The organism is Arthrobacter sp. 2RAF6 (genome assembly GCF_052115205.1).
GTDB lineage: Bacteria > Actinomycetota > Actinomycetes > Actinomycetales > Micrococcaceae > Arthrobacter.
Map to the genome: position 1 here is coordinate 18,136 of NZ_JBFRGF010000023.1, position 24,774 is coordinate 42,909.

At 63.9% G+C, this 24,774-nt stretch carries 23 protein-coding genes; 11 read left to right on the plus strand and 12 right to left on the minus strand.

Features of this window, described 5'->3' with window-relative positions; translation table 11 throughout:
• Window positions 1–109: 109 nt before the first annotated feature.
• The 6 genes from AB4Z38_RS16140 (at window position 110) to AB4Z38_RS16165 (ending at window position 6,479) form a co-directional block, all read left to right on the plus strand.
• On the plus strand, window positions 110–1,603 hold the full coding sequence (locus tag AB4Z38_RS16140; RefSeq protein WP_441430643.1) for a PucR family transcriptional regulator: 1,494 nt from the start codon (window positions 110–112) through the stop codon (window positions 1,601–1,603).
• A gap of 191 nt (window positions 1,604–1,794) precedes the next feature.
• Entirely contained in the window at window positions 1,795–2,844 is a 1,050-nt protein-coding gene (locus tag AB4Z38_RS16145; RefSeq protein ID WP_441430644.1) for an FUSC family protein, read from the plus strand.
• A gap of 92 nt (window positions 2,845–2,936) precedes the next feature.
• On the plus strand, window positions 2,937–3,707 hold the full coding sequence (locus AB4Z38_RS16150; RefSeq protein ID WP_441430690.1) for a GAF and ANTAR domain-containing protein: 771 nt from the start codon (window positions 2,937–2,939) through the stop codon (window positions 3,705–3,707).
• Between the two features lie 105 nt (window positions 3,708–3,812).
• Window positions 3,813–4,376, plus strand: a complete 564-nt coding sequence (locus AB4Z38_RS16155) for a hypothetical protein (protein ID WP_441430645.1) — start codon at window positions 3,813–3,815, stop codon at window positions 4,374–4,376.
• Window positions 4,377–4,425: 49 nt separating this feature from the next.
• Window positions 4,426–5,178, plus strand: a complete 753-nt coding sequence (locus tag AB4Z38_RS16160) for an IclR family transcriptional regulator (protein WP_441430646.1) — start codon at window positions 4,426–4,428, stop codon at window positions 5,176–5,178.
• Window positions 5,179–5,291: 113 nt separating this feature from the next.
• Window positions 5,292–6,479, plus strand: coding sequence for a 4-hydroxybenzoate 3-monooxygenase (locus tag AB4Z38_RS16165; protein WP_441430647.1), 1,188 nt, complete (start codon window positions 5,292–5,294; stop codon window positions 6,477–6,479).
• A gap of 47 nt (window positions 6,480–6,526) precedes the next feature.
• Here the strand turns inward: AB4Z38_RS16165 and AB4Z38_RS16170 are convergent, their stop codons facing one another.
• The 3 genes from AB4Z38_RS16170 to AB4Z38_RS16180 form a co-directional block, all read right to left on the minus strand.
• On the minus strand, window positions 6,527–7,477 hold the full coding sequence (locus tag AB4Z38_RS16170; RefSeq protein WP_441430648.1) for an aldose 1-epimerase family protein: 951 nt from the start codon (window positions 7,475–7,477) through the stop codon (window positions 6,527–6,529).
• Window positions 7,478–7,581: 104 nt separating this feature from the next.
• The gene (locus AB4Z38_RS16175) at window positions 7,582–8,787 is read right to left on the minus strand and encodes an ROK family protein (protein WP_441430649.1); all 1,206 of its coding nucleotides are present in this window, start codon (window positions 8,785–8,787) and stop codon (window positions 7,582–7,584) included.
• A gap of 10 nt (window positions 8,788–8,797) precedes the next feature.
• Window positions 8,798–10,063 (minus strand): FAD-binding protein, encoded by a 1,266-nt coding sequence (locus AB4Z38_RS16180; RefSeq protein ID WP_441430650.1) that lies wholly within the window; start codon window positions 10,061–10,063, stop codon window positions 8,798–8,800.
• Window positions 10,064–10,267: 204 nt separating this feature from the next.
• Between AB4Z38_RS16180 and xylA the strand changes: the two genes are divergently transcribed.
• The 3 genes from xylA to AB4Z38_RS16195 are packed head-to-tail and all read left to right on the plus strand — an operon-like array spanning window position 10,268 to window position 14,037.
• Complete coding sequence (gene xylA / locus AB4Z38_RS16185) at window positions 10,268–11,458, plus strand: xylose isomerase (RefSeq protein WP_441430651.1); 1,191 nt, start codon at window positions 10,268–10,270, stop codon at window positions 11,456–11,458.
• 19 nt (window positions 11,459–11,477) lie between these two features.
• Window positions 11,478–12,980: a xylulokinase gene (gene xylB, locus AB4Z38_RS16190; protein WP_441430691.1), complete on the plus strand. Its 1,503-nt coding sequence runs from the start codon at window positions 11,478–11,480 to the stop codon at window positions 12,978–12,980.
• The gene (locus AB4Z38_RS16195) at window positions 12,955–14,037 is read left to right on the plus strand and encodes a Gfo/Idh/MocA family protein (protein WP_441430652.1); all 1,083 of its coding nucleotides are present in this window, start codon (window positions 12,955–12,957) and stop codon (window positions 14,035–14,037) included. Before xylB ends, AB4Z38_RS16195 begins: the two co-directional genes overlap by 26 nt.
• Before the next feature lie 118 nt (window positions 14,038–14,155).
• On the opposite strand, the gene AB4Z38_RS16200 is transcribed toward AB4Z38_RS16195, so the two are convergent.
• Both AB4Z38_RS16200 and AB4Z38_RS16205 read right to left on the minus strand, forming a co-directional pair.
• Window positions 14,156–14,425 (minus strand): type II toxin-antitoxin system RelE family toxin, encoded by a 270-nt coding sequence (locus AB4Z38_RS16200; RefSeq protein ID WP_441430653.1) that lies wholly within the window; start codon window positions 14,423–14,425, stop codon window positions 14,156–14,158.
• Window positions 14,422–14,691, minus strand: coding sequence for a type II toxin-antitoxin system Phd/YefM family antitoxin (locus AB4Z38_RS16205; protein WP_441430654.1), 270 nt, complete (start codon window positions 14,689–14,691; stop codon window positions 14,422–14,424). Before AB4Z38_RS16205 ends, AB4Z38_RS16200 begins: the two co-directional genes overlap by 4 nt.
• A gap of 308 nt (window positions 14,692–14,999) precedes the next feature.
• Here AB4Z38_RS16205 and AB4Z38_RS16210 point away from each other — a divergent pair, with 308 nt between their 5' ends.
• Complete coding sequence (locus tag AB4Z38_RS16210; protein WP_441430655.1) at window positions 15,000–16,214, plus strand: ROK family transcriptional regulator; 1,215 nt, start codon at window positions 15,000–15,002, stop codon at window positions 16,212–16,214.
• On the opposite strand, the gene AB4Z38_RS16215 is transcribed toward AB4Z38_RS16210, so the two are convergent.
• Genes AB4Z38_RS16215 through AB4Z38_RS16245 form a run of 7 tightly spaced genes read right to left on the minus strand, consistent with a single transcriptional unit; the run spans window position 16,196 to window position 23,447 of the window.
• A complete protein-coding gene (locus AB4Z38_RS16215) occupies window positions 16,196–17,317 on the minus strand; it encodes a Gfo/Idh/MocA family protein (protein ID WP_441430656.1) in 1,122 nt (373 codons plus the stop codon). The two genes, AB4Z38_RS16210 and AB4Z38_RS16215, sit on opposite strands and share 19 nt — an antisense overlap.
• The gene (locus AB4Z38_RS16220; RefSeq protein ID WP_441430657.1) at window positions 17,302–18,000 is read right to left on the minus strand and encodes a ThuA domain-containing protein; all 699 of its coding nucleotides are present in this window, start codon (window positions 17,998–18,000) and stop codon (window positions 17,302–17,304) included. The genes AB4Z38_RS16215 and AB4Z38_RS16220 overlap by 16 nt, the downstream gene beginning before the upstream one ends.
• A 41-nt stretch (window positions 18,001–18,041) precedes the next feature.
• The gene (locus AB4Z38_RS16225; protein ID WP_441430658.1) at window positions 18,042–19,046 is read right to left on the minus strand and encodes a sugar phosphate isomerase/epimerase family protein; all 1,005 of its coding nucleotides are present in this window, start codon (window positions 19,044–19,046) and stop codon (window positions 18,042–18,044) included.
• Between the two features lie 12 nt (window positions 19,047–19,058).
• Window positions 19,059–20,267, minus strand: a complete 1,209-nt coding sequence (locus AB4Z38_RS16230; RefSeq protein ID WP_441430659.1) for a Gfo/Idh/MocA family protein — start codon at window positions 20,265–20,267, stop codon at window positions 19,059–19,061.
• A 34-nt stretch (window positions 20,268–20,301) separates the two neighbouring features.
• Window positions 20,302–21,222 carry a carbohydrate ABC transporter permease gene (locus AB4Z38_RS16235; RefSeq protein ID WP_441430660.1) on the minus strand — a complete coding sequence of 307 codons (921 nt, stop codon included), beginning with the start codon at window positions 21,220–21,222 and terminating at the stop codon, window positions 20,302–20,304.
• Window positions 21,222–22,124: a carbohydrate ABC transporter permease gene (locus AB4Z38_RS16240; RefSeq protein WP_441430661.1), complete on the minus strand. Its 903-nt coding sequence runs from the start codon at window positions 22,122–22,124 to the stop codon at window positions 21,222–21,224. The genes AB4Z38_RS16235 and AB4Z38_RS16240 overlap by 1 nt, the downstream gene beginning before the upstream one ends.
• 3 nt (window positions 22,125–22,127) lie before the next feature.
• A complete protein-coding gene (locus tag AB4Z38_RS16245) occupies window positions 22,128–23,447 on the minus strand; it encodes an extracellular solute-binding protein (RefSeq protein WP_441430662.1) in 1,320 nt (439 codons plus the stop codon).
• Between the two features lie 287 nt (window positions 23,448–23,734).
• Between AB4Z38_RS16245 and AB4Z38_RS16250 the strand changes: the two genes are divergently transcribed.
• Window positions 23,735–24,769 (plus strand): LacI family DNA-binding transcriptional regulator, encoded by a 1,035-nt coding sequence (locus AB4Z38_RS16250; protein ID WP_441430663.1) that lies wholly within the window; start codon window positions 23,735–23,737, stop codon window positions 24,767–24,769.
• The last annotated feature ends 5 nt before the right edge of the window (window positions 24,770–24,774 follow it).

Below are 24,774 nucleotides of genomic sequence, written 5' to 3' on the forward strand. Positions count from 1 at the left end.
ACGTCACTGCGTATAGCGGTAGATTGACTACAAATGGCCGAGGCGCTTATACAAATGTCTAAGCTTCGTGAAAACAGCCGGAAACCAATGATCGGGGAGTGCACTTTCGATGGCGATTACCGTGGCCGAGCTCGTGGCAGAACCCCAGTTGGGACTGACGCTTTTGGCCGGATACGCCGGCACTAACAACCGGATCACGTGGGCACACACTTCTGACCTGCCGAGGCTGTGGGAATGGGTCACTGGCGGCGAACTGATGATGACCAACGGCCTGTCCATCCCGGCCGACGCCCCGGGACAAGTAGCGCTCGCCGAGGCACTCGTCGATGCAGGCGCCAGTGCGCTCGCCATCGGAGAGAAGATGCACGCGCCGGAGTTGTCGCCGGAGTTCCTGGCGGCCTGCGAACACCTGCCGCTGCCGCTGATTAGCATTCCGTATCCGTTGCCCTTCATCTCTATCGCGCGAGCGGTAGCCGAGGCCACCTTGCTGGAGGAATCGCGCCGCTTGCGCCAGACCGCCAGGGTCTATGACTTGCTACGTACCGCGGGAACAATCGAGGACCACTGGCAGGGCCTCCTCCACGGCCTCGCGGCTGAGCTCGATGCGGAGTTGTTCGTGGTGGACCGGCGCTGCCTCCATCCGTGGCATCCGGACGGCAAGCCGCTACCGGAAATTCTTCAGACGGAATTGGCCCCGCTGACCGGCCACATACCCCTGGCCGGGAAGAAGTTCCAGTGGCATCGGCTAGGGGATCGGCACGTGTTGATGATGGACATCCCCACCCACTCCAATGCACTGCTGGTGGTGCTGCCCAAAAGCGATCCGCACCCTGACGCCGTCGTACTCCTCCACGCGGCAACAGTGCTGGGGCTGGAACTTTCACGAACGGTCCTGTCCTTGGAAAGCCAACATCGCCTGGCGGGCGAGTTCCTCCGGCCGGCCGTTGATGGACGCCTGGGAGTCGCGGAACTGGAGAGTCGCCTTAGCGCTTTTGATGTCCCAGCCCAAGATTTCATGATGGTCGCGATAGCAGCCGACGACGGCGAGCGGCTGGCGAACGTCCACGTCGAACTGTGGCGCCACGGATTTCCAGCCGCTTGCCTCCGGCGTTTCAACACACTTCATGTGGCGGTCTCTACAGCGGTGACCGACGACGTCTTGATCCATTGCGCGGGGCCCGATGTCCGGATTGGCATCAGTTCGCCGACGTCCGCCGCCAGCATCCAGCGTGCACTGCAGGAATCGCTGTGGGCGCTCGGTTCAGCCAAAGGCAACGCCGTCAACCTGGCCCACTACGCCGAGGGACCGTCCTGGCTGGGCCTCACGAGCTTCGAGGAAGGCACGGCGTTGGTCCAGCGACTGCTCGGCCCGATCTTCGCGTATGAACAGAGCCAGGACGGCGATCTCATCGTGACTTTGAGGACCTACCTGGACACCCAGAGGTCGTGGCAAAAGACTGCCGCGGCCCTCTTCGCCCATCGCCAAACCATCATCTACCGCATCCGGAAAATCAGCGAGTTGACGGGGCTGGACATGAGCGAAACGTCCACGTTGGCCCAGCTTTGGTTTGCGCTCCAGATTCATGAGGCGATGCATCAGTAGAGGCCTTCAGCGGGGTTGTTGTCATTGCCCGCCCCGCGCACCCGCGCTGATGGACACATCGGCGGCGCAGGAAGAACCATGCGACGCCGAGCATGACTCGGAGTAGCCCATCGCCCGGAGCGTAAGATTCGAAACGGACGCCAGCGCCGCCGTCGTACTTCTTGACCCTGCGACGAAAGGCAATCCGCGACGTGAACGCCCTGGCGGAGATGTTCAGGATCGGTCCCGGCAACAAGGACCATCACCCTGCTGTGCGCTGCGCGGTGGGCGTCTTCGTGCCACTGATTACCCTCGTGTTGTTCGGACGGCTGGACCTTGTGGTTTTCGCCAGCTTTGCTGCGTTCACCAACATCTATGGCCGCAACGAGCCCCACAGCCACCGTTTTCGAAGCCAACTCCGGGCCGGCTCGCTGCTGCTGGGCATCATCCTTCTCGCCACCCTTACGGCCAGGGTTGGACAGGGCTCGGACGCTTACGTGTGGATCCTCACGCTCGGCACCACATTGGTTGCTGCGCTTTGCTCCGTGGTGACTGCGCTATGGCGGCTTCGCCCGGCCGGTTCCCTCTTCCATATTTTCGCTTTCGCCGCGATCGCCTCCGTGCCTCAGCAGCCGCCGCTTTGGGAAGGGATGTTGGCCGCCGTTTTGACCGTTGTGTTGGCGTTGCTAATCGGAATGTCGGCACGTGTGGTCCCGAGCCACCGGACGCCCTGGAAGCGACCGCCGGCGGAGCGGTTGCTTCCGCAGGAAGTCCGGGCTGCCTGGCTGGAAGGCCTGGGCTACTTCGTGGCCGCCGGGCTGGCCGGAACGCTTGCTACCTTGGCTGGGCAATGGCTCGGGTTCGGACACGGCTATTGGGCCATGGTGGCGGCCGTGGTTCCCTTGGTGGGTCGCAGTACCCGGCACCGGGTGCAACGGGGAATCCAGAGGATCGTCGGGACCCTTCTGGGTTTGCTGGTGTTGGCCGGAATCCTCTGGCTCGGTCCGGCGCCATGGCAAATGGTGTTGGTGATTGCCGTATGCCAGTTCGGGGCTGAGCTCTTCATTGCGCGCCAATATCTTGTGGCACAGATCTTCGTCACGCCGCTGGCGCTCATTTCCACTCTGCTGGTTGCCAACGTCCCGCCCGGGCTCTTGCTGCGGGATCGCATCGTCGAGACGGTGATCGGAGCCGCCGTCGGCGTCGCGGTGGTACTGGCGCCCGCGGCATGGTCCCGGCTGCGGGAACTCACTTCGGGCTAGGCGTTTCCCAATCGCCAACCGTGTGGGACCTTGTATTGGGGACTTATTATTTCCACATGCCCCCGTCAGCATATTCACCTGGAGAACGCGCCATGCTCCCTGCAGATCCCGCCCCGACCACCAATGACCAAGTCCAGAACCTGATCCTGGAAAGTGCCGATTTTGAGGAGTTCCTCAACGAATTGGCACGGTTTTCTGCCCACCAAATGGCGGGCGACGGCGATGATGCGCTCTGTGGGATCACGCTGCTACGCGAGCGGAAGGCACTCACGATTGGGTGGAGCAGTGATGTGGCCCGCGAAGTGGACGAAATCCAGTATTCCCTGGCCCAAGGACCATGCCTGACCGCTGCCAAGGAGGAACGGGAGGTCTACGTTCCGGATCTCCTGGAGGAGAACCGCTGGGGCCCCGACTACGCGACTGCCGTTGCATCGTACGGCCTGAGATCAGTGCTCTCCTTGCCTTTCAACCTTGAGGGCGAGGCCAAGGCGGCCCTCAATCTGTACTCGGATGCCCCATACAAGTTCAACGAAAGGGCCGCGGATCGGGCCCGGGGCTACACCCGCGAGGTATCGCAGGCCTTGCGTCTTGCCGTCAGGTTCGCTGTTCATAAGGACAGCGCCAACAATCTCCGGGCGGCCATGGAGTCCCGCACGATTATCGACATTGCCGTGGGAGTTGTCATGGCACAGAGCCGCTGCAGCCAGGAGGACGCGGTCCGGATCCTGACGGAGGCCTCGAGTAACCGCAACGTGAAATTGCGCGATATCGCCAAGTCCTTGGTGGATTCCGTCGACGCAGCGGGCACCCTGACCCACTTCGAAGAGCCGGTCCAGGAGCCGGGCCGCAGCCGGGCGGGGTGAGCCCGGCCCGACGTGGGTCAACTAGCAGGGTGTACAACGAGGCTTCCAGAGGCTACGCTTTTTGAGGTTGAGCCGTCGGCCATAGACACCTCTTTTGGAGTACCTATGGACCGCAGATTGCACGCCCTCGTAAAATTCGATGTTTCCACCGACGCGGTCGAAATCGACGTGCGGGGGAGCCTGAATCAAGATTCGAGGCCCGCGCTCGTTCACATCGTCCGCCGGATTCGGCGTATGGGCATCACCTCCCACATTAGAGTCGGCTTTTCCCGTGCCTCGCTGGTGGAATCTCAAGCCTTGGCGGGACTCCGCAACGACCTCAACGCGATCGACGGCGGAACCACGGAAGTAGGACTAGCCACAGGCTCCGGAGTTTCGCTGGAATTCATGGATCGGCCTGCCGCCCTTCCCGTCGAGGCCGCGGCGGGGTCGAGATCTGTCGAGATCACCGGCGAGTTCGCAGCCTCGATCGATGCTGGGGGATTCCAGCCGCTGGACAAATACTCCGATGACGAACTTCTCGCCGCCAGCGATTTCGCTTTTGGGCTGCTGGACCAGCCCACCACCTATGCCGGCCCGGAGTTGCTGGCGCACTACGACGCGATTGGCCTGGAAATCTCGCGGCGGAAAACCCAGGACCTCAAGGCGGATCCCGCTGAACCGCAGTAAACTTGAGCCCACCATTCAATGGAATCCATAGGAAGGCGGGAAGCGCTCCGTGGCCAACTCGGCATCCGGTGATTCCGTGGTGGATCGCATCGTCCGGATCATTGAATCCTTTCCCGAAGGCTCTACGTCCCTGCGGCTCTCCGAAGTCGCGGAGACCGCCGGCTTGCCGCTCACGAGCGCTCATCGCCTGGTCCGGCAGCTCGCCGATCACGGACTCCTTGAACTCGGGGTTGGGGGAAATGTCCGCCTGGGCTTGCGGTTGTGGGAACTCGTCAACCGGAATTCACCCACCCTGGCCCTCCGGCAAGCGGCGCTGCCGTTCATGGAGGACATCCAGCAGGTCCTGAACCAGAATGTGAACCTTGCCGTGCTCGACGGTTGGGAGGCTTTGTTCGTGGAGCGGCTCTCCCGCCGGGGATCCGTGGCCAACCGCGCCCGCGTTGCTGGCCGCATGGCGGTTCACATCTCCTCGGCCGGGCTGGCGTTGATGGCTAGCCAGCCACGGGAGCTCCAGGCCGAGTACCTCAAACAGTTCAGCGACCCCGCCGGAAAGGTGGCGGCCGACGTCGTCCGCCGCTTTTTGGCCGAAACCGCGCAGCAAGGGTACGCGCAGTTAGCCGGTGCGGTGGATCCGGACACATGGGGCATCGCGGTTCCGGTCACGGACGGCAAGCGGCGTACGGTAGCTGCGCTCGGCGTCGTGGTTCCCCTCGCTGAAATGCGCCTGCAGGCGTTGGTCCCCGCGCTCCAGACGGCGGCCCGTGGCATCGCTCGCCAGCTCGGGGAGCAGCGGAACGCCTAAGGCCTTCCGTTGAACGGAATTCATATAACGCCGATCATGCGGTGGGGGTCACACTGATCAGCAGAACCTCCGCAGCCGCCCAGGCGCGGTTCCGCAATGAAGCGAGGCACACCATGGCACGTAAGATCATCACCACCCAAGTGGCCATCATGGGCGCAGGCCCGGCCGGCCTCATGCTTTACCACCTGCTGGCGAAGTCGGGGATCGAATCCACCGTCGTCGAGGTCCGCAGCCATCAGCAGATCGCTGAAACTGTCCGTGCGGGCATCCTGGAACACGGCTCCGTGAACCTGCTCGTGGAAAGCGGGGTTTCCGACCGCGTGCTGCGCGACGGCGACCGGCACGACGGGATCGAATTGCGCTTCAACGGCGAAAGCCATCGGATCGACTTCAAAGAGCTTGTGGGGGAATCGGTGTGGCTCTACCCGCAGACGGACGTCTTCCTCGACCTCGCCGCACGGCGCAAGGACGACGGCGGCGACGTCCGGTACAGCGTCACGGATACCACCATCCACGACCTCGAAGGCAAGCCGAAAGTCTGGTTCACCGACGCCGAGGGACAGGAATTCGAGATCCAGGCCGACTTCCTCGTGGGCGCCGATGGTTCCCGCAGCCACTGCCGCTTCCAGATCCCCGAGGCCAACCGCAAGTGGTACTTCCACGAATACCCTTTCGCCTGGTTCGGCATCCTCGCCCAGGCACCGCGGAGCTCAGATGAACTGATCTATGCCAATTCCGAGAACGGCTTCGCCCTGATCAGCCAACGCACGGAGAATGTGCAGCGCATGTACTTCCAGTGCGACCCCAAGGAAAACGTGGCCGACTGGGACGACGAACGTATTTGGTCCGAATTCCGCAAACGCGTCAACGGAAACGGCTTTGAGCTCAAGGAGGGGCCGGTCCTTGAGAAGATGGTCCTGCCGTTCCGCAGCTTCGTCCACACCCCGATGCGCCACGGGAATCTGTTCCTGGCCGGCGACGCCGCCCACACCGTCCCGCCGACGGGTGCCAAGGGCCTCAATTTGGCTCTTCACGATGTCAAGGTGCTCTTCGAAGGCCTCGAATCCTTCTACTCGGACGGCTCCGGCGCCCTGCTCGAGTCCTACAGCGACCGCGCCTTGGAACGAGTCTGGAAGGCCCAGCACTTCTCCTACTGGATGACGTCCATGCTGCACACTGTTCCCGGTTCGGACGACTTCGGCCGGGCCCGCCAGCTCGGCGAGCTCCACTCCGTGGTCTCTTCCCGGCACGCCCGGGCGTACTTGGCGGAGTCGTACACGGGGTGGCCCGGGACGAAGTAGTCCTGGCGACACCCTGAATGCCTGGCGCGGCGAGTATTCGCGTATCGTCAGGCATTCCCCGTGTCGGCGAGAAATTTGCGCGTCGCCCGGTAGCGGATGCCCCAGCTGGCTTCCCAGGCCTCGCCGGGTTCGAGCCAGCGCAAGCCTTCGCCACTGTTGAAGGCATCGGCGGGCGCCGTCATCGGTTCAACCGCGACGGCGGTCACCATCCCGCCGTGGGTGGCGAACTCTGTGGTGGTGAAGGCTTGGACATAGCCGAAGGAGGCATCCATGAACAGCTGCACTTGGCTGCCATCGGGCGCCTCCAGATAGTGCAGGGAGCTTCCGTCGTCCTCGCGCCGGATATCGCCCCAGGCGTCGTCGAGGTCAACAGCGCCAACCAGTTGGCCGGTACGGAAATCGTTCCCGGTTCCGCTGACGTCCGTGGTGATTCCGCTCGGGTTCAGGCGTTCATTCACTTCAATGTGGGTATCGGCGTTGATGTAGAGCGTGAGTTCTTCCGTCGGCACCCTCCCCAGGCGGAGGAAAGGATGTGCACCGAGCGCGACGGGCGCGGACTGGTGGCCCGTGTTTTCCAGTCGGTGCGTGACAAGCAGCCCGTCCTCCACGAGCTGGTAGCGGACCGACGTCGACAGCTCGAAGGGGTATCCCGGCTGGGGCGAGATGTCGGCGTTGAGCGTGATGCTGTCCGCGGTGTGGGCGCTGACCCGGTAGGGAGTGTGAGTCAGCAATCCGTGCAAGGCATTGCCGTTTTCAGGTTCCGTGATGTCGAGTTGCTGGGCGACGCCGTCATAGCGCCAGGTGCCTCCGGCCACCCGGTTTGGCCACGGGACCAGGACCCAGCCCGCGCACCACGGCGGTTGGGTGTCGGCAGGGTAGTCCTGAATGAGGGCGACGCCGTCGACGGCGAGCTCCCGTAAGCTCGCGGCGACTTCCGTCAGCACAACGCGTTGGTGGCGTCCGCCGATGCTGGCCGTGAGTTCAAAGTGTTCGCCCATGGGCGATGGTGCACGGTGGCGCGGTTCCCGAATAAGCGAGGGTTCCCGAATAAGCGAGGGTTCCTGATGGAGCGAGGGCGCCTGATTCGGCATGATCGTCCTGACTAAGGAGTAGGGATAGGGAAAGCACCGGCGGGGTCCGCGAGGAACTGCGCGAAGGCCAGTTCCGCGGCTCCGATCATCATGAGATCCGAGCCGAGGGCAGCCCTGTAGATCTTTACCTGGTCTGCCGGTCCATCCATTGCCTGGGATCGGAGCAAGCTGTCCAGTGTCCCGGGAGACAGCACGTGCAAGACACCGAGGAAACCGTCCAACACGATCGCTTCCGGGTTGAAAGTGTTCACCGCATTCCGCAAGGCGATGCCAAGATACTCGAGCTGGCGTGCCACTTCCGCGCCAACGGCTTCGCTGCTGCTCGTCCGGAGCGCTTGCTCGAGTTGGCCCGCATCGCCGCCACCCAGCCCGGCGAGCTCGAAAAGCGGTGACTGGGAGACTTCGGTTTCAAGGCAGCCCGTTGCCCCGCAATGGCAAGGTTTACCGGACGAGCGGACAAAGGTGTGTCCAAGTTCCCCGGCGTAGCCGGATGTTCCGCGAAGCAATTCCCCGTCAGCGATGATTCCGCCGCCGATGCCGCTGGCACCGCCGTTGAGGAAGATCAGGTTCTTCTGTCCCGCGCCGGCGCCGAAGAGGAGCTCGCCCTCAGCGCCAAGCGATGCGTCGTTGGCCGCGTGGCAGGGGTATCCGGTGGCCTCGCCGAGCATGCGGGCCACGGGCTCATCGCGCCAGCCCAGGTGCGGGGCATGCCGGACTACCCCGTCGTCGCGGTTGACGAGCCCGGGCACCGCGATACCCACGCCCATGACCCGGTACGAAGTGTCGAGCTCGGACCGCATTCCGGCGATCACTGCGGCTGCGATGTTCACGGCCTCTTTGGCCGTCGGGATCCGCTCCGTGTCGAAACGGATCTTCTTCTGGACCTTCCCCCCAAGGCCGACAAGACCGATGGTGACAGCATCGATCTCAGGGTTGACCGCAAGGGCGGCTATGGAGGGCCGCGGATGGACGATCGGACTGGGCCTGCCCACCTGGGCTTCACCGGAAGGCGCCGTCTCGTACACCACTTCCAAGTTCACGAGCTGCCCTATCAGCGTCCCAACTGTGGACCGGTTCAGGCCCGTCCGTTTGGTCAGCTGGGCGCGGCTGAGACCATCGTTGTGATGGACAAGGGAGGTCAGCAGCGCCAGGTTGTTTCGCCGCGACGGATCGGGCTCGCTGGCGGTGACGGGATTCGGGGTGGGTGAGGGCATCATCGCGACAATATCAGCTCCCAAACACCGTTCGGTCCAGGAAGTCGTTGCGGAACTTTCCGGAAGGATCCAGGCGCTCGGCCAGGGCGATGAAGTCGTTGAAGCGAGGATACAAGGGCGCGACGGCGGCAGCACCGGCGTCGAACAGCTTGCCCCAGTGCGGCCTCGCCGCGAACGGCGCCAGTTCCGCCTCAAGCAGCGGCAGGATGGCTTCGACCGCTGGCTGGTCCTGACGCCAGGTGAAGTGCAAGCCGATACCGTCGCGGCCGTAGTTGGCGCTCAGCCAGAGTTGGTCCGCCGCCATCGTGCGGATTTCGCCCACCAGCAGCAGGGGAGTCACGACGTCGGAGAGCCTGCGCATCGTGCGGAGGGCGTCCACTGCGTGCTCGCGGGGGATGAGGTACTCGCTCTGCAGCTCGTCGCCTTGGCTCGGAGTGAATTCCATCCTGAAATGGGCCAGCCGGTCGGACCACGGCCCGGCAATGCCGAGCTGCTGCGTGCAGTTGCTGCCCGATACGCCGGGAAGGGGGTGCCGGGCTTCCGGTGCCGCGGTGCCGCCGAAGAAATCCGAAGTTTCCGGTGCCGGATCGACGCTGCGCCTCTTGAGCCAGGCTTGGCCCACTGTTTCTCCGCTGCAGTCGGTGAACAGGCTGACGCTATAGGCAGAGGAGGTTATTTGGTCGAAGTTTTCCAAGACGAGATCCCAGTTGAGGTTTTCGAAGACGCTCTGGGCGACGTCGAAGCTTGGCTGGATGTCCAAGGTCAGTTTGGTGACGATGCCGAGTGCGCCGAGTCCCACCACCATGCCGTCGAAATCCTTGTCGCCGCGGCGCACGCTGAGAATACTGCCGTCCGCCGTGACCAGTTCAAGGCCAGCGACGGCGGTGGCCAGGTTGCCGTTGGCGTCACCGGAGCCGTGCGTGGCGGTCGCGACAGCTCCTGCCACCGAAATGTGGGGGAGCGATGCGAGGTTGTGGAGCGCGAAGCCCTGGCGCTGGAGTTCCGCCGCGAGCGTCCCATAACGGGTGCCACCGCTCACCGTGACGGTCATGTTGGCCGCATCCACACTGATGCCAGGATCCAGACGGTCCAGCACCACGAGGGTACCGGCCGTGTCCGCGATGGAGTTGAAGGAATGGCGGGACCCGAGCGCGCGGACCTTCTTGGCGCCTGCCACGAGCCCTTGGAGCTCCTCCACAGTGGCCGGATGGGCGAGCTGCGGTGCCTGGTAGCTGTAGTTTCCTGCCCAGTTGCGTTCCGCCACTAGCTGATCAGTCACGGTTGAATCCTTCGTTCGAGAGCCTTGGGGTCTTATTTGATGTCCATAACAACATAATGGCTGGCTGGTCGCTGCACCAGATCTTTTGGGAATTTTTTCGTTCGCTGGATAGAAAATCTCCGTGACTCCACGTGGTTGACATCACAGAAATTCGTAATATGTTGGATAGAGAAACAAATCCACAAAAACTACCTGGAGCACTCAATGACGATTCAGCCCACCCGTGAAGACAAGTTCTCGTTCGGCCTTTGGACTGTGGGATGGGAGGCGCAGGACCAATTCGGTTCGGCCACCCGACCGCCCCTGGACACCGTGGAAGCCATCAACCGGCTCAGCGACCTTGGCGCCTACGGCATCACTTTCCACGACAACGACCTGTTCCCCTTCGGCTGCTCAGCCGCCGATCGCCAGCGCGAAATCGACCGTCTGCAAGGGGCCCTCAAGGCCACGGGGATGATCGTTCCCATGGTCACCACCAACCTGTTCAGCCACCCCGTCTTCAAGGACGGCGGTTTCACGAGCAACGACCGCGGCGTCCGCCGCTTCGCCCTGCGCAAGGTGCTGGACAACATTGATCTCGCTGCTGAACTCGGCGCCGAAACTTTCGTCATGTGGGGCGGCCGAGAAGGCAGTGAATACGACGCCGCCAAGGACATCCGCGGCGCGCTGGAGCGCTATCGCGAGGCCGTGAACCTGCTGGGCGACTACGTCACGGACAAGGGCTACAACATCCGCTTTGCCATCGAACCGAAGCCGAACGAACCCCGCGGCGATATCCTCCTCCCCACCCTGGGCCACGCCCTGGCCTTCATCGAAACCCTGGAACGCCCGGAGCTCGTGGGGATCAACCCCGAGACCGGCCACGAGCAGATGGCAGGCCTGAACTTCACGCACGGCATCGCCCAGGCCCTATACCAGGGCAAGCTCTTCCACATCGACCTCAACGGCCAGCGCAGCATCAAGTTCGACCAGGACCTGGTATTCGGCCACGGAGACCTGCAGAACGCCTTCTCCCTGGTGGACCTGCTCGAAAACGGCGGTCCCGACGGCGGCCCCGCCTACGACGGTCCGCGCCACTTTGACTACAAGCCGAGCCGCACCGAGGATATCGACGGCGTGTGGGACTCTGCGGCCGCGAACATGCAGACCTACTTGCTGCTCAAGGAGCGCGCCAGGGCATTCCGCGCCGACCCCGAGGTCCAGGAAGCCCTCCACGCATCACGGGTGGCTGAAATCAACGAGCCCACCCTGAACCCGGGCGAAGGCTACGAGCAGTTGCGTGCGGACAAGTCCGCCTATGAGGACTTCGACGCCGATGCCTACTTTGGCGGCAAGGGCTTCGGCTTCGTGAAGCTCCAGCAGCTCTTCATCGAGCACCTCCTCGGAGCGCGCTGATCCCGTGGCCACTGCTTCCTTGAACCTTGTTGCCGGGGTTGATTCCTCTACTCAAAGCTGCAAAGTGGTGGTCCTGGACGCGGAAAGCGGTGAGCTGGTCCGCTCGGGCCGGGCAAGCCACCCGGACGGAACAGAAGTTCATCCGGACGAGTGGTGGCGGGCGCTGTCCGAAGCGTTCGACGACGCCGGCGGCCTTGCCGATGTCGGGGCACTGTCCGTTGCGGGCCAGCAGCATGGGATGGTGCTGCTGGACCGCGACGGCAATGTGGTGCGGCCGGCCTTGCTGTGGAACGACACGCGCTCGGCCGGCTCCGCGGAAGATCTCACCGCAGAAGTAGGGGCGGAGGACTTCGCCCGGCGGACCGGGCTGGTGCCCGTGGCTTCGTTCACGATCACGAAGATCCGCTGGATCAGGGACCACGAACCCGAAAGCATAGCGAGGGTGGCCGCCGTCGCGCTCCCCCACGACTGGCTCACCTGGCGGCTCCGCGGTTACGGCCCGGCGGGCTCCAGCCCGTTGGGCCCGGACCTGGACGAACTCACCACTGACCGCTCGGACGCCAGCGGCACCGGCTACTGGAGCCCGCGGACCGGACGCTACGATCTGGACTTGTTCAAACTGGCGTTCGGCCAGGACGCCCGGGAAGCCTCGGGCGGGACAACGACGGCGGCGCCCGGCGTCGTCATTCTTCCCCGCGTTCTGGGTCCGGGCGAAACCGCAGGCCGCGTGCACCCGGCGTGTTTCGGGGGCTCTGGCGCAAGCGAGGCGTTGGGCGGCGGGATCCTGCTCGGTGTCGGGGCGGGGGACAATGCCGCCGCCGCGCTTGGGCTCGGCGCCAAACCCGGCGACGTCGTCGTGTCAGTGGGCACCAGCGGCACCGTGTTCGCCGTCGACTCTTCGCCGGGGAACGATGCGAGCGGGACCGTGGCGGGCTTCGCGGATGCGAGCGGGGAGTACCTGCCGATCGCCGTGACGCTGAACGCCGCCCGTGTGCTCAGCTCGGTTGCCGCGGTGCTCGACGTCGACTTCGACGAGTTGTCCCGGCTCGCCCTCGAGGCCGAGCCGGGCTCGGGAGGTGTGGTGCTGGTGCCGTATTTCGAGGGGGAACGGACTCCCAATCTGCCTCATGCGAAGGCTAGTTTCCACGGGCTCAGCATTGCCTCAACTACGCGGCCGAACATCGCACGGGCGGCCTTCGAAGGCATGCTGTGCGGACTCGCCGGAGGCCTGGACGCGCTGCGTGAACAGGGCGTCCGTGCGGAACGGTTACTGCTGATCGGCGGTGCCGTGCAGAACCCCGCAGTCCAACGGATTGCGGCCCAGGTGTTCGACCTTCCTGTGGTGGTTCCGAGTCCAGGCGAATATGTGGCCCGAGGGGCGGCTGTGCAGGCGGCGTGGGCGCTCGCCGGGTTCCGCCCGGACTGGCCCGTGGCCCTGGACGCCACACCCGAGCCGGATTTCCGGGCTTCGATCGGAGAGAACTACAGGATGGTCAGTGCCCGCGTTGATACCGGTAACTGAACCGCTGCTTGCCAGGACGCCGCTTCTCGATTCGATGAACCAGGATCCGGTGCCTGCATCGGGCAATACCGTCCGGTGGGGAGTCATTTCCACCGGACGGATAGCCGCCACCGTCGTCAGCGACCTTGCCCTGTTGCCCGACGCCGTCCTGCAGTCCGTCAGTTCCCGGACCCAGGAAAACGCCGAGGCGTTTGCCGCCGAGCACGGCTTCCAGAGCGCCTACGGTGACGACGGCGGGCTTCCGGGTTACCAGCGTCTGCTCCAGGATCCCGCGGTGGACGTGGTTTACGTGGCAACGCCGCACACGAGCCATTACCCGGTGGCGAAGGCGGCCCTCGAAGCCGGGAAGCATGTCCTGTGTGAGAAGCCGTTGACCATCAACGCCCGGGAAGCGGCCGAATTGGTCCGGCTGGCGAAGGATGGAAACCTTTTTCTGATGGAGGCAGTGTGGACCCGGTTACTGCCCAGCGTGCAACGGGCGGCGGAAATCATCGCATCCGGTGAACTCGGCGAGATCCGGTGGGTGCAGGCTGACCTCGGATTTCCGGCGCCGTCTCATCCGGAGTCCCGGCTGTGGCGGCGTGAAGACGGGGGAGGCGCCCTGATGGATGTGGGTGTCTATCCCCTGACGTGGGCGCTCATTAGCCTCGGGCGTCCCCAGTCGATCACGGCTACGGCTCATCTCACCGGCGGAGTGGATTCCGAGACCGCACTGACGCTGTCCTATTCCTCCGGTGCGCAGGTCCAGGCCATGACTTCGTTGACCGCGTCAACCCCGCAAACGGCCACCGTTTGCGGCACGAAGGGCATGCTGCGCTGCAACGCTCCGCTGTTTAATCCGACCGAGCTGACCATCACATCCGGCTCCGGCGAGCAACGGGTGGAGAAATTCACCCCGGTCGGCCGTGGCTACACATACCAGTTGCGCGAAGTGATCCGCTGCCTGCAGCAGGGCCTTCTCGAGTGCCCCACGATGCCGTTGGCGGATACCTTGACCACCATGTCCCTGCTGGATGAAGCACGCAGCCAGGTGGGAATCAGCTACCCGGCGGACTAGGGGCTGCGCGGCTTGGCGTGACTTTTTGTGAGAGCCAGCCGATACGGTTTGTCGCATGGATCGTCGCAAGGCCCGACACCAGATTCGGTGTCGGGCCTTCTCCATGTGATCCGGGCTGTCAGTCGCCGTAGATCACTGAGCGATGCCCCATCGCCACGGCGACGATCACGAGCTGAGCGTCCTGAATCGCCACGATCACGCGGTAGTCCCCCACCCGGTAACGCCAGAACCCGGCCATGTTGGCTGTTAGCGCCTTCCCCCGGCTCCGCGGGTCATCCAGGGTGCACACCTCATCCAGGTACGTGAAAACGCGGCGCAGCATGGCCCGGTCGATCTTCCGGGCGGCCTTGTCGAAGTCTGCAGAGGTGTGCAGGCTCCACTGGCTCAAATGCCAAGCTCTTTCCTCAGCTCATCGGCCGGGCGCGAGGGCCGACCAGCCTCAACCCAGGCCTTGACTGCGGCGATGTCCTGGGCCGTCTCGTACGCCTCCAGTGCCTCGGCATCGCCAACGCTGATCACGACGGCGGCCAAGCGGCCGTTGCGGGTCACGCCGATGCGCTCACCGCCGTAGCTCACCCGCCCCACCACGTCAGCCAGGTGGTTTCGAAGCTCCCGGGTGCTTACTTCACTGGTCACGGTTTCCATACTCATCATGATAACCCTTTCGTGTACTCTGCGTAACTTGTGTACACGCGTGAGATCCTGCGCCAGAAGCCGATGGATCACGGGTGTCGCCGTTCCTGCACGAAGGTGACTCGAGCTCCCCGGCGGCCTCCCCAGCGAACTGGGCCCGGGCAAGCACCAGCTGAGCGTCCCGGTCATGTGAGGACTCCTGCGCCGGAGACACGCGGCTCCGGCGCAGGATCGTCGCCAGACCGCGCGGCACGGTCCAAATGGACCGCAACCTCGGATCACTGAATGATGATGGAGATCACCTTGCCAAACAGGATCCCGGAGGAAACATGTCCGCCACGACGTCGCCCGGAAGAGTGGGCGATGTCCGCAGGCAGAATCTGGCTCTCGTCCTCGCAGGGATCCAGAAGAGCGGTGGGGCCACACGCGCTCAGCTTGCCGCGGAAAGCGGCCTGACGAAGGCTTCCGTTTCAAGCATCGTCACCGACTTGCTCGAATCCGGCCTGGTTCGGCAAGCAAGCGTCACCCACGACGGCGAACGCGGACGGCCCGGAACCGGCCTTGTCCTCAATCCGGCCCGCGGTGCCTTGGCCGCGGAAATCAACGTGGACTACCTCGCGGTGGGAGTCCTGGATTTCACAGGGGAACTGACCTTCCACGAAACCCTTGAACGGCATAACCGCGGAAGCCTACCCTCAGACATCCTGCCGCTCCTCGTCGCCATGGCGCAGCGGGCGGCAACAAAGGCGGCGGACTCCGGCGTCGAGCTTCTTGGCGGGGAACTGACCGTGCCTGGGCTGGTGGATACGGAACGCAACGTGGTGCTGGCCGCACCAAACCTGGGCTGGGCCGACGTCGAGCTCTCTGGAGAGCTGCCCAAGCTCCTGCCCGAAGCCCCCTTCGGAGTCTCCCTCTCGAACGAGGCCAATAGCGCAGCGCTCGCGGAACTCTGGTTTGGCCACGGCGCGGATCACGGCAGAAGCGAGTGGTTCCGTGATTTCCTGTACATCTCCGGCGAAGTGGGTGTTGGTGGCGGGCTGGTCATCGATTCCCAGCTGTTCGCCGGCCCGCAAGGCCATGCCGGTGAGATCGGCCATGTGGTGGTGCATCCGGACGGCCCGTTGTGCGCCTGCGGGGGCCACGGTTGCCTTGAGACGTTCGCGGGCCAAGAGGCCTTATATTCCGCTGTGGGAATAGACCGGGATTCGAGCTCTGAGCAAATGGACCACTTGCTCAGCCGTCTTGCCGACGGCGATGAGTGCGCCGTGTCAGCGGTGGAACAGGCCGGGCACTACCTCGGAATCGCGGTTGCCTCCACGGCGCGGGTGGCGAACATTTCCGCCGTCGTGCTCGGCGGTCATTTCGCCGTACTGGAGGAATGGATCGTTCCCGCACTGCGCCGGAGCTTGGACCACCACGTGCCCGGGCTGATCCCGGAAGGAAAGCTGGCGTTCTCCGGACTGGGGCAGACAGGGGCCCTCAGGGGCGCCGCGGCAACCTCAGTCCGGAGAATTTTGGGCCAAGCCTACGAGCTGATTCCCTGAACCTCCGCGAGCGGGGAAGCCAAGGCGGTCAGCTCCACGAGATCCGGCCGTGCAACCGTGCTTTCGATCGACACCGCTGAGCCACTGTGGGCAGATGCCAACACAGATTCCATGACCTCCAGCGCATGGAACGCCAGTTGGCCGCCAGCACGTGGTTCGGCCCCAGCCGGGGTTGCGGCGAGGTCGGCGATGCCGAAGCCCCGGCCCGAATCGATGTAACCGGCCGAGACCGGAAGCGTCTGCCAGGAGTCGGCGCCGAGGGTGAAAAGCTCAACGTCGCCGTCGAAGTGGTTCGGATCGGGAACCACAAGGGACCCTGCCGCACCGTGGATCTCGATGTTGGGTGACTTGGTTTTCACCGCGTCAAAGCTCATCACAAGCGTGGACAGGGCGCCGGAGGCATGGACCAGGACGCCGGTCACGTGCGAATCGATGGTCACTGGGATCACCTCGCCCTCGCGCGGGCCCGAACCGATGGTGCGTGAGTTCCGTGTGTGGCTTGCTGCTCCGATGACCGAGACCACCGGACCCAGCAACGTGACCAGGGCACTCACGTAATAGGGGCCCATGTCCAGCAGCGGTCCGCCGCCGGGTTGGTAGTAGAAATCCGGATTGGGGTGCCAGCGCTCGTGTCCCGGCGTCACCATGGTTGCCGTGGCCGAGATCGGCGCACCGATCAGGCCGTCGTCGATCGCTTTGCGGGCGGTCTGGATCCCGGTGCCGAGCACCGTATCCGGCGCGCAGCCGACCACGACGCCGGCCTCCCGCGCCGCGTCGAGCACTTGCCGTGCCTCGGCGGTCGTCGCGGCGAGCGGCTTTTCCCCATACACACTCTTGCCGGCGGCGATCGCCCTCAAAGCGATCGGCGCATGCGCGGCCGGAATGGTGAGGTTCAGGACGAGCTCGACGTCGTCCGCCGCCAGGAGCTCGTCGACGGTCACCGCACGGACGCCGTCGTAGGAGTCTGCCACCGCCTGAGCGCGCGCCGGATCGAGATCCGCCACGGCCACCAAGTCGATGGCCTCCAGCCGGCGGAAGTTTTTGAGGTACTGGGCGATGATGGCGCCGCAGCCAATGATTCCCACTCTTAACGGCTTGCCCAAAGCATGCCCCTTTCGATGATCGTGCGGACGTTGCTGTCTTGCAGGATTTCCACCCGGTGTCCCGGGGTGCAGACGAAAATCCGCCCCTTCCCCCACTGCCTGGTCCAGATGGCGGGTGAGGTGACTTCCCGGTTCCACTGGTCCCATTCGCGGACCTTCTGGGTGGTGGTGGCGAGGACATCGACGTAGTCGTCCGACAGCACCCAGTACTGCTCGGTGACCAACTCGAAGTCGCTGATCCCCTGCGTGATGGGATGGCTCGCGGCAGCTGGGAGCATGTTCACCGTGTACGGCACGTAGTTGTCCGACTGCTCGCCGATGCGTTCGTCCGGGTGTTTGCCCGGGTGGCACGCGAACTGGCCGCCGATCATGTGCAGGTAGTCCGAGTTGTTCCGGTAGGAATCGGCGATGCCGCCGTGCCAGCCGGCAAGCCCGGTGCCGTTTTCGACGGCGGTGCGGAGCCCCTCGAACTCGTCCTTTTCAATCGTGGACATGGTCACGCACTGCACGATCAAGTCCACGCCCGGCATATATGCCGAATCGGCATATACCTTGGGGGATTCCTCTACACGGACGTCATAGCCGTTGTCCTTGAGGAACGGGATAAAGAGTTCTGTGGCCTCGAATGGCTGATGGCCATCCCAGCCGCCACGGACCACCAGGGCGGTCTTCTTGTCAGTCATGGTTTCCTTTGCTTAGAAATGCGGCCGGATAAAACGAATGGTCATCGGCTTGAGAAGGCCGCGTCGAAGGCGGCGATGGGCGGGGCGATAGCGGCGAGTTCCCGGACCATGGCCAAGGATTGCGGCGCTCCCACGAGTCGGTCCATGCCGGCGTCTTCCCACTCGACGCTGGTTGGCCCCTCGTAGCCGATGGCATTGAGGGTGCGGAAGATCGGCTCCCATTTCACGTCCCCATGGCCTGCGGTGATGAAGTCCCAGCCCCGGCGCGGATCCGCCCATGGCAAGTGGGATCCGAGCCGGCCATTGCGGCCATTGAGCTGGCGGATGGATTCCTTGACGTGCATATGGAAGATCTTCGGTGCGAAATCCTGGAGGAACATCACCGGATCCAGGTCCTGCCAGATGAAGTGGGACGGATCGAAGTTCAGCCCGAAGCTCTCCCTGTGGCCGATGGCTTCCAGGGCGCGCTTTGCGGTCCAGTAGTCGTAGGCGATCTCGGAGGGGTGGACTTCCAAGGCGAAGCGGACTCCGACCTCGTCGAACACGTCGAGGATCGGGTTCCAGCGGTCCGCGAAATCCTGGTAGCCACGCTCGATCATCGCCTCCGAGGCGGGCGGGAACATGGCCACTGCTTTCCAGATGGAGGAGCCCGTGAATCCTGTGACGGTCTTGACGCCGAGGCGTGCGGCGGCCCGTGCCGTCGCCTTCATGGCCTGGGCAGCGCGCCGGCGTACCCCTTCGGGATCACCATTGCCCCAGACTTCATCGGAGAGGATGTCCCGGTGGCGTTCATCGATGGGGTCGTCACACACCGCCTGGCCCGCGAGGTGGTTGGCGATCGCGAAGACCTTTAGGCCGTTCTTCTCAAGGATGTCGAGCCGTTCCTGGACGTAGCTGTCGTCGACGGAAGCGCGGTAGGGGTCCAGGTGATCGCCCCAGCAGGCGATTTCCAGCCCGTCGAAGCCCCATTCGCCCGCGAGCCGGGCGACCTCTTCGAAGGGCAGATCGGCCCATTGGCCGGTGAACAGTGTGATGGGTCTTGTCATCGAGGTTCCCTCCTAGACTTTTTGCCAGCGGCTGGATTCTGCGGCGCTGGCTTCCACGGCGGCCAGCACCTTTTGCACTTGCAAGGCATCGGCGAACGACGGCGAGGGCTGCTCGCTTGCCCCGATCGCGGTCACGAGGTCCACCACTTGGTGCGTGAAGCCATGCTCGTATCCCAGGCCATGCCCGGTGGGCCACCAGTTGCCGGCGTAAGGGTGCTCGGGTTCGGTGACGAAGATCCGCCGGAACCCCGCGTCGGGGGATTCTGCGGCGTCATAGAAGGACAGGACGTTCATCTCTTCGAAGTCGAACGCGAGGGAGGCCTTTGTCCCGTTGACCTCCAGGCGCATGGCGTTCTTCCGTCCCAGGGCGAAACGGGTGGCTTCGAAAACCCCGACGGCGCCCGCGGAAATAGCGCCGCCGTCGAACCCGTCGCCAGAAAAACGGGCGCTGAAAATCGCGGCGTCATCAACGGTGACCGTGCCGCGCGGCGCATCCGCGCCGACGTCGCCATGTCCGCCGAGTCCTACGAGGTCACCGGCCAACGGCCGCTCGTGGACGAACGTTTCCAAGAGCGCGGAAACGCCCGTGATCTGCTGCCCGGTGACCCACTGCGCGGCGTCGATGCTGTGCGCTCCGATGTCGCCCAGGGAGCCGGACCCGGACTTGGACTTGTCCAGCCGCCAGGTCATGGGCGCGGTTTCGTCGCTGAGCCAGTCCTGCAGGTACTGCGCCCGCACGTGCCGGATGGTTCCCAGGCGGCCCTGCTCGACCATCCGCCTGGCGAGGGCCAACGCGGGGGTGCGGCGGTAGCTGAAGCCGCACATCGAGAACACTCCGCGTTCCGCTGCGGCCTGGGCGGCTTCGGTCATGCGCTCCGCTTCCGCGACCGAGTTGGCCAGGGGTTTTTCGCAGAGCACGTGCTTGCCGGCTTCAAGGGCCGCGATCGCGATCTCGGCGTGCGTGTTGCCCGGGGTGCAGATGTCGATGAGGTCGATGTCGTCCCGTTCGAGGAGCCGGCGCCAATCCGTCTCCACCGATCCCCAGCCGAGCTTGCGCGCAGCGGCCCGGACGCCGTCGTCGTTCCGGCCGCAAAGCGCGGTGAGCTGGGGGGCCAGCGGGAGATCGAAGAACCGCGGCGCTGTCCGCCAGGCGTGCGAGTGGGCGGCACCCATGAACGCGTAGCCGACCATGCCGACGCGCAAGGGCTTTGCGGTGGTCATTGTGTTCCTTTCGTGAATTTCAAAAGAGCGTTGGCTATTTGCTGAATCCGGCGGTCAGCCCGCTGAGCAGCTGGCGGCGGGCCACCACATAGATGACCAGCAGCGGCAAAGTGGCGAGCACCACGGAAGCCAGAACAGCGGGGATGTTCACGCTGAATTCGCCTTGGAAGGTCCACAAGGACAGCGGAAGCACGCGGGTGGACGGGCTCTGGGTCAGGATCAGCGGGAAGAGGAAGCCGTTCCAGACGCCGAGCGCGTTGTAGATGCCCACGGTCACGACGGCGGGCCGCGTCATGGGCAGCGCGAGTCGCCACATCATGGCCCAGTCCGAGCATCCGTCGAGTCGCATGGACTCGAACAACTCGTTGGGAACATCGCGCATGAAGTTGCTCAAGATGAGGACGGAAATGGGAATGGCAAACGCGATGGAGGGGAGGATCAGCGCCAACAGGGTGTCGTAGAGATGCGCCTTGGTGATCATCCAATAGATGGGGATGATCGTGGCGTGCAAGGGAATCGCCAGGCCCAGGAGGAACGTGTTGTTCGTCCACGCCAGGAACCGGCCCTTGCCCCGCACAATCGCGTAGGCGGCCATGAACGAAACAAAGAGTGCAGGTACAACGCTGCCCACCGTGACAACCAGGCTGTTGGCGAAGTACATCGCGAAGTCGTTGTCCAGGACTAGCTTGTAGTTGTCCAGGGTCGGCTCGGTAGGCGGCATCATCGGGTTCGAGGTGAAGAACCCGGCTTGGTTCTTCAGGCTGGTCACCACGACGTAGTAGATGGGGACGATGATGATCGCCAGCCAAAGCCAGCCACCCAGGCCACCCAGGTAGTTGGGACGGAGCCGTCCCGGCCCCTTGGTCCGTTTTGTTCCGGGGCCATTCTTGTGGCCTTGCTTGCTTAGCGCGGTGCGCCGGGCCGGCGGTGCGGGAATCTGGGTCGTGGAAGCCATCAGGCACCTTCCAATTGGCTTGCGTTGCGGTTCTTGCCACCGAGTCTCTGCAGGAGGAGGGCCAGGGCAAGGCCGATCACCACGAGAATGACGCCCAGGGCGCTCGCCGCTCCCATATCGTTGGCCTTGAAACCGGTCAGGTACATGTGCAGCGGTAGCAGCCGCGTGGAGTAGCCGGGGCCTCCGCCGGTGAGGACGAAGACGAGATCGAAGTAGGCCAGTGAGCCGACCACCATGAGGGTGGAGGACGTGATGATCGTGTACTTCAACTGGGGCAAGGTGATGGCGAAGAACTGCTGGAAGCGCCCGGCGCCGTCGATTTGGGCCGCTTCATACAGCGACGCCGGGATCTGGCGTACGCCGCCTTGGTAGATGAGTGTGTGGAACGGGACAAACTGCCAGGCGATGACGAAGACAACGACGAACAGCACCAGATCCGAGTTGCCGAGCCAGTCCTGGGCGAGGAACGGAAGGCCCAGGCCCGGGCCGAGGCCGAAGTTCGGGTCCAGGAGGGCCTTGTAGGCGATGGCGACGGCCGCGGAAGACAGCAGCAGCGGCACGAAGTAGAGGACAGCGAGGGCCGCGCGGTATTTCTGGGATGCGGATGTGAAGACCCCGAGGAGCAAGCTGATGGGAGCCTGGACGATGAACGAGAAGAACATGATCTTGGCGGTGACCCACAGCGCATTGCCGGTGACGGGATCAGTCAGGACCGTGGTCCAGCTCGACAGGCCGTCCAGCTTGATTTCGCCGAGCCCGTCCCATTTGGTGAAGCTGAGGAAGAGCACGCCGAAAAGCGGGATGATGGCGAAGAGGAGGAAGAAGACGAGGGCTGGTGCGGCCAGCCACCCCGACGGGCCCTTTTCAAGGACCCGCCGGGAAGAACCGGTTGAGATAGACACTGGTTACTTTCCGATCGTTGCGTTCATGGTTGAGACGAACTGATCGGGGCTGATCTTCTTCAGGAAGATCTGGTCCAGGTTCGCCAACATGGCGTCTCCCTGGGCGGGGCTGAGGGCCTGGTCCCAAGAGAGGGTGAAGTTCGGGGCGTTCTTCGCCATGCCGTACACATAGCTCAGGAAGTCCTTGTCCGGCGATGCGGCCAGCTTGCTTTCGATGCCCATGGTCACGGGAACGGCGCCGGAGTCGATCAAGGCTTGCGTGTCGGCGTCGGTGAACATTCCGCTCTTGACGTAGTCGAGTGCTGCCTTCTTCTGGCTGTCAGTGGCCTTGGAAGAGATCGACCAGAAGTTGGAGGGGTTGCCCACGACGTTGGCCGGATCGCCCTTGCCCCCGGAAACGGTGGGGAAGGTGACGTAGCCCAGCTTGCCGTTCTTGACGAAGTCCGCTGCGTCCTTCTTCATGCTCTGGTAGATCCAGCCACCCTGCAGGATCATGGCGGCCTTGCCGGTGTAGAGGAGGGCCTGGTCCGCGTTGCTGTCGGCTGCGATGGAGGAGAAGCCGTTGGCGAATCCGCCGGCGTCCACCAGGTCCTGGATCTTGCTTAGGGCTTCCTTGACGGCGGGATCGGACCAGGCGCCGGGCTTGTTGGCGGCGATGTTCGCGAAGACGTCGGGTCCGCCGATGCGCTCCACCAGGTATTCGAGCCACATCAAGTCAGGCCACTTGGACTGGCCGCCCAGGGAAAACGGAGCGATGCCTGCTGCCTTGAACTTCGGTACCAGGGCCATCAGTTCATCCCAGGTCTTGGGGGCCTGCGCGCCGATCTTATCGAAGACTTCCTTGTTGTAGTACAGGACGACGGGCTGCACGTTGTTGTTGGGCAAGGCATACGTCTTGCCGTCGATCACGCCGTTCTTGAGCACGGACGGCAGGTAGCGGTTCTTGACATCGGGGTTTGATGCTACGAAGTCCGACAGCTCGGCCACTTGGCCGGCATCGACATAGGACTTCAGCACGCCGCCGCCCCAACCGTAAATGAAGGTGGGTCCTTGACCGGCGCCGACGGCGGTGCGCACCTTGGTCTTGTACGCGTCGTTCGCGAAGAAGTCGAGCTTGACGGCTTCGTCCGGGTGGGCTTTGTTCCAGGCATCGATGGACTTCTGGAGTACGGGCTGGTTACCGCCCGTAAGGCCCCACATGGTGGCCGAATCGGCGTTTCCTGCCGAACTTGCCGGTCCACTTGATCCGCAAGCTGCGAGGGAGATCGATACGGCCGCAGCAGTGACGGCGATCGCCGCTGAGCGCAACGTGAGTTTTACCATTTGCATTTCCATTCGTCCTCCGGGCTCGACGCTGATCGCCCGGCTATTGGTTTCGGGAGTCCGGCCTTCGGGGAGCGAGGCTGCACTGCCGCTGAATACGCTTGATCCGAATCTTCGAAATATTTCGATAATCTTTTCGGTCTGTTAGGCAAATTTAGCTGTGGTGTGGGTCACCGTCAAGGCGATTTGCACATAAAGTTCAACTCTTTTACGAAATAGTTGTTGACTCTGCTTGCCTTGCCGCCCAGACTTGTGTCAACGAAATATTTCGAAAGAGTTGAGGATTCATGGTCAGCAATGAAGGTTCCGCCAAGGTGACATTGGCCGCCATCGCCCGGGAAGCGGGTGTCTCGATGCCGACAGTCTCGAAGGTCGTCAATGGGCGCGAGGACGTTGCCGCCGGTACGCGCGCCAAAGTTCTGACCGCGCTGGAGCGGACGGGATACAAGTCGCCGCTTCAGCGGAAGAACATCGCCGGGCGCCGTCCGGTGGTGGAGGTTGTGTTCGACACCTTGAATTCGGCGTATGGAGTGGAAGTGCTCAATGGCGTGCTGGAGCACGCGGCCGCCTCCGACGTCGAAGTCCTGCTCAACATCACCGGCCAGCAATCGGCGTCGAAGCTGAGCCTTGAGCAACGGGCGCAGCGAATCGTCGACGAAGGCCGCAGCGGCATGATCGTGGTGACCTCGGCGTTCAGTTCGGCCCAGCTGGATCCATTTCGACGGCGGCAGATACCTATCGTTGTCATCGACCCGCTCAACCCGCCACCAAGTGACGTGGTCAGCGTCGGCGCCAGCAACTGGGCCGGGGGCAAGGCTGCCACGGCCCACCTACTGGATCTAGGACACCGCAGGATCGCCTACCTGGGTGGGCCGGAAGCGGCGGAATGCAACCAGGCCCGGCTGCACGGCTACATGGCCGCGCTGATGGCGAAAGGGGTGCCCGTCGAGGAGCGCTACATCCTGTCGGGGCCCTTCCGCTCCGAGAATGGTGTGGCGGGAATGAAAACCCTGCTTCAACTCGAAGAGCGCCCAACGGCGATCTTCGCCGCGAGCGACAGCATTGCCTTGGGGGTGCTCGCCGAGGCGCGACGGCAAAAGATCCGCATCCCGGAGGACATCAGCGTGGTGGGATTCGACGGAACCTACCAAGCGGAGGAATCGGTCCCTCCGCTGACGTCCGTGTCCCAGCCGCTGCAGGAAATGGGCCGCGCCGCCCTGCGGTTCGTGCTCCGACAAATGCGGGGTGACGCAGTGGACTCGCGACGGGTGGAGCTCGCCACGCACCTTGTGGTCCGTGAATCTACGGCGCCGCCGGCCTAGTGGTG

Excerpts from the sequence above, each read along its gene's own strand:
- AB4Z38_RS16235 (WP_441430660.1), bottom strand. The coding sequence starts at position 21,222 with ATGGCTTCCACGACCCAGATTCCCGCACCGCCGGCCCGGCGCACCGCG.
- AB4Z38_RS16250 (WP_441430663.1), top strand. The coding sequence starts at position 23,735 with ATGGTCAGCAATGAAGGTTCCGCCAAGGTGACATTGGCCGCCATCGCC.
- AB4Z38_RS16150 (WP_441430690.1), top strand. The coding sequence starts at position 2,937 with ATGCTCCCTGCAGATCCCGCCCCGACCACCAATGACCAAGTCCAGAAC.
- AB4Z38_RS16175 (WP_441430649.1), bottom strand. The coding sequence starts at position 8,787 with ATGATGCCCTCACCCACCCCGAATCCCGTCACCGCCAGCGAGCCCGAT.
- AB4Z38_RS16170 (WP_441430648.1), bottom strand. The coding sequence starts at position 7,477 with ATGGGCGAACACTTTGAACTCACGGCCAGCATCGGCGGACGCCACCAA.
- AB4Z38_RS16210 (WP_441430655.1), top strand. The coding sequence starts at position 15,000 with ATGTCCGCCACGACGTCGCCCGGAAGAGTGGGCGATGTCCGCAGGCAG.
- AB4Z38_RS16220 (WP_441430657.1), bottom strand. The coding sequence starts at position 18,000 with ATGACTGACAAGAAGACCGCCCTGGTGGTCCGTGGCGGCTGGGATGGC.
- xylA (WP_441430651.1), top strand. The coding sequence starts at position 10,268 with ATGACGATTCAGCCCACCCGTGAAGACAAGTTCTCGTTCGGCCTTTGG.
- AB4Z38_RS16205 (WP_441430654.1), bottom strand. The coding sequence starts at position 14,691 with ATGATGAGTATGGAAACCGTGACCAGTGAAGTAAGCACCCGGGAGCTT.
- AB4Z38_RS16225 (WP_441430658.1), bottom strand. The coding sequence starts at position 19,046 with ATGACAAGACCCATCACACTGTTCACCGGCCAATGGGCCGATCTGCCC.
- AB4Z38_RS16230 (WP_441430659.1), bottom strand. The coding sequence starts at position 20,267 with ATGACCACCGCAAAGCCCTTGCGCGTCGGCATGGTCGGCTACGCGTTC.
- AB4Z38_RS16165 (WP_441430647.1), top strand. The coding sequence starts at position 5,292 with ATGGCACGTAAGATCATCACCACCCAAGTGGCCATCATGGGCGCAGGC.
- AB4Z38_RS16155 (WP_441430645.1), top strand. The coding sequence starts at position 3,813 with ATGGACCGCAGATTGCACGCCCTCGTAAAATTCGATGTTTCCACCGAC.
- AB4Z38_RS16140 (WP_441430643.1), top strand. The coding sequence starts at position 110 with ATGGCGATTACCGTGGCCGAGCTCGTGGCAGAACCCCAGTTGGGACTG.
- AB4Z38_RS16245 (WP_441430662.1), bottom strand. The coding sequence starts at position 23,447 with ATGGTAAAACTCACGTTGCGCTCAGCGGCGATCGCCGTCACTGCTGCG.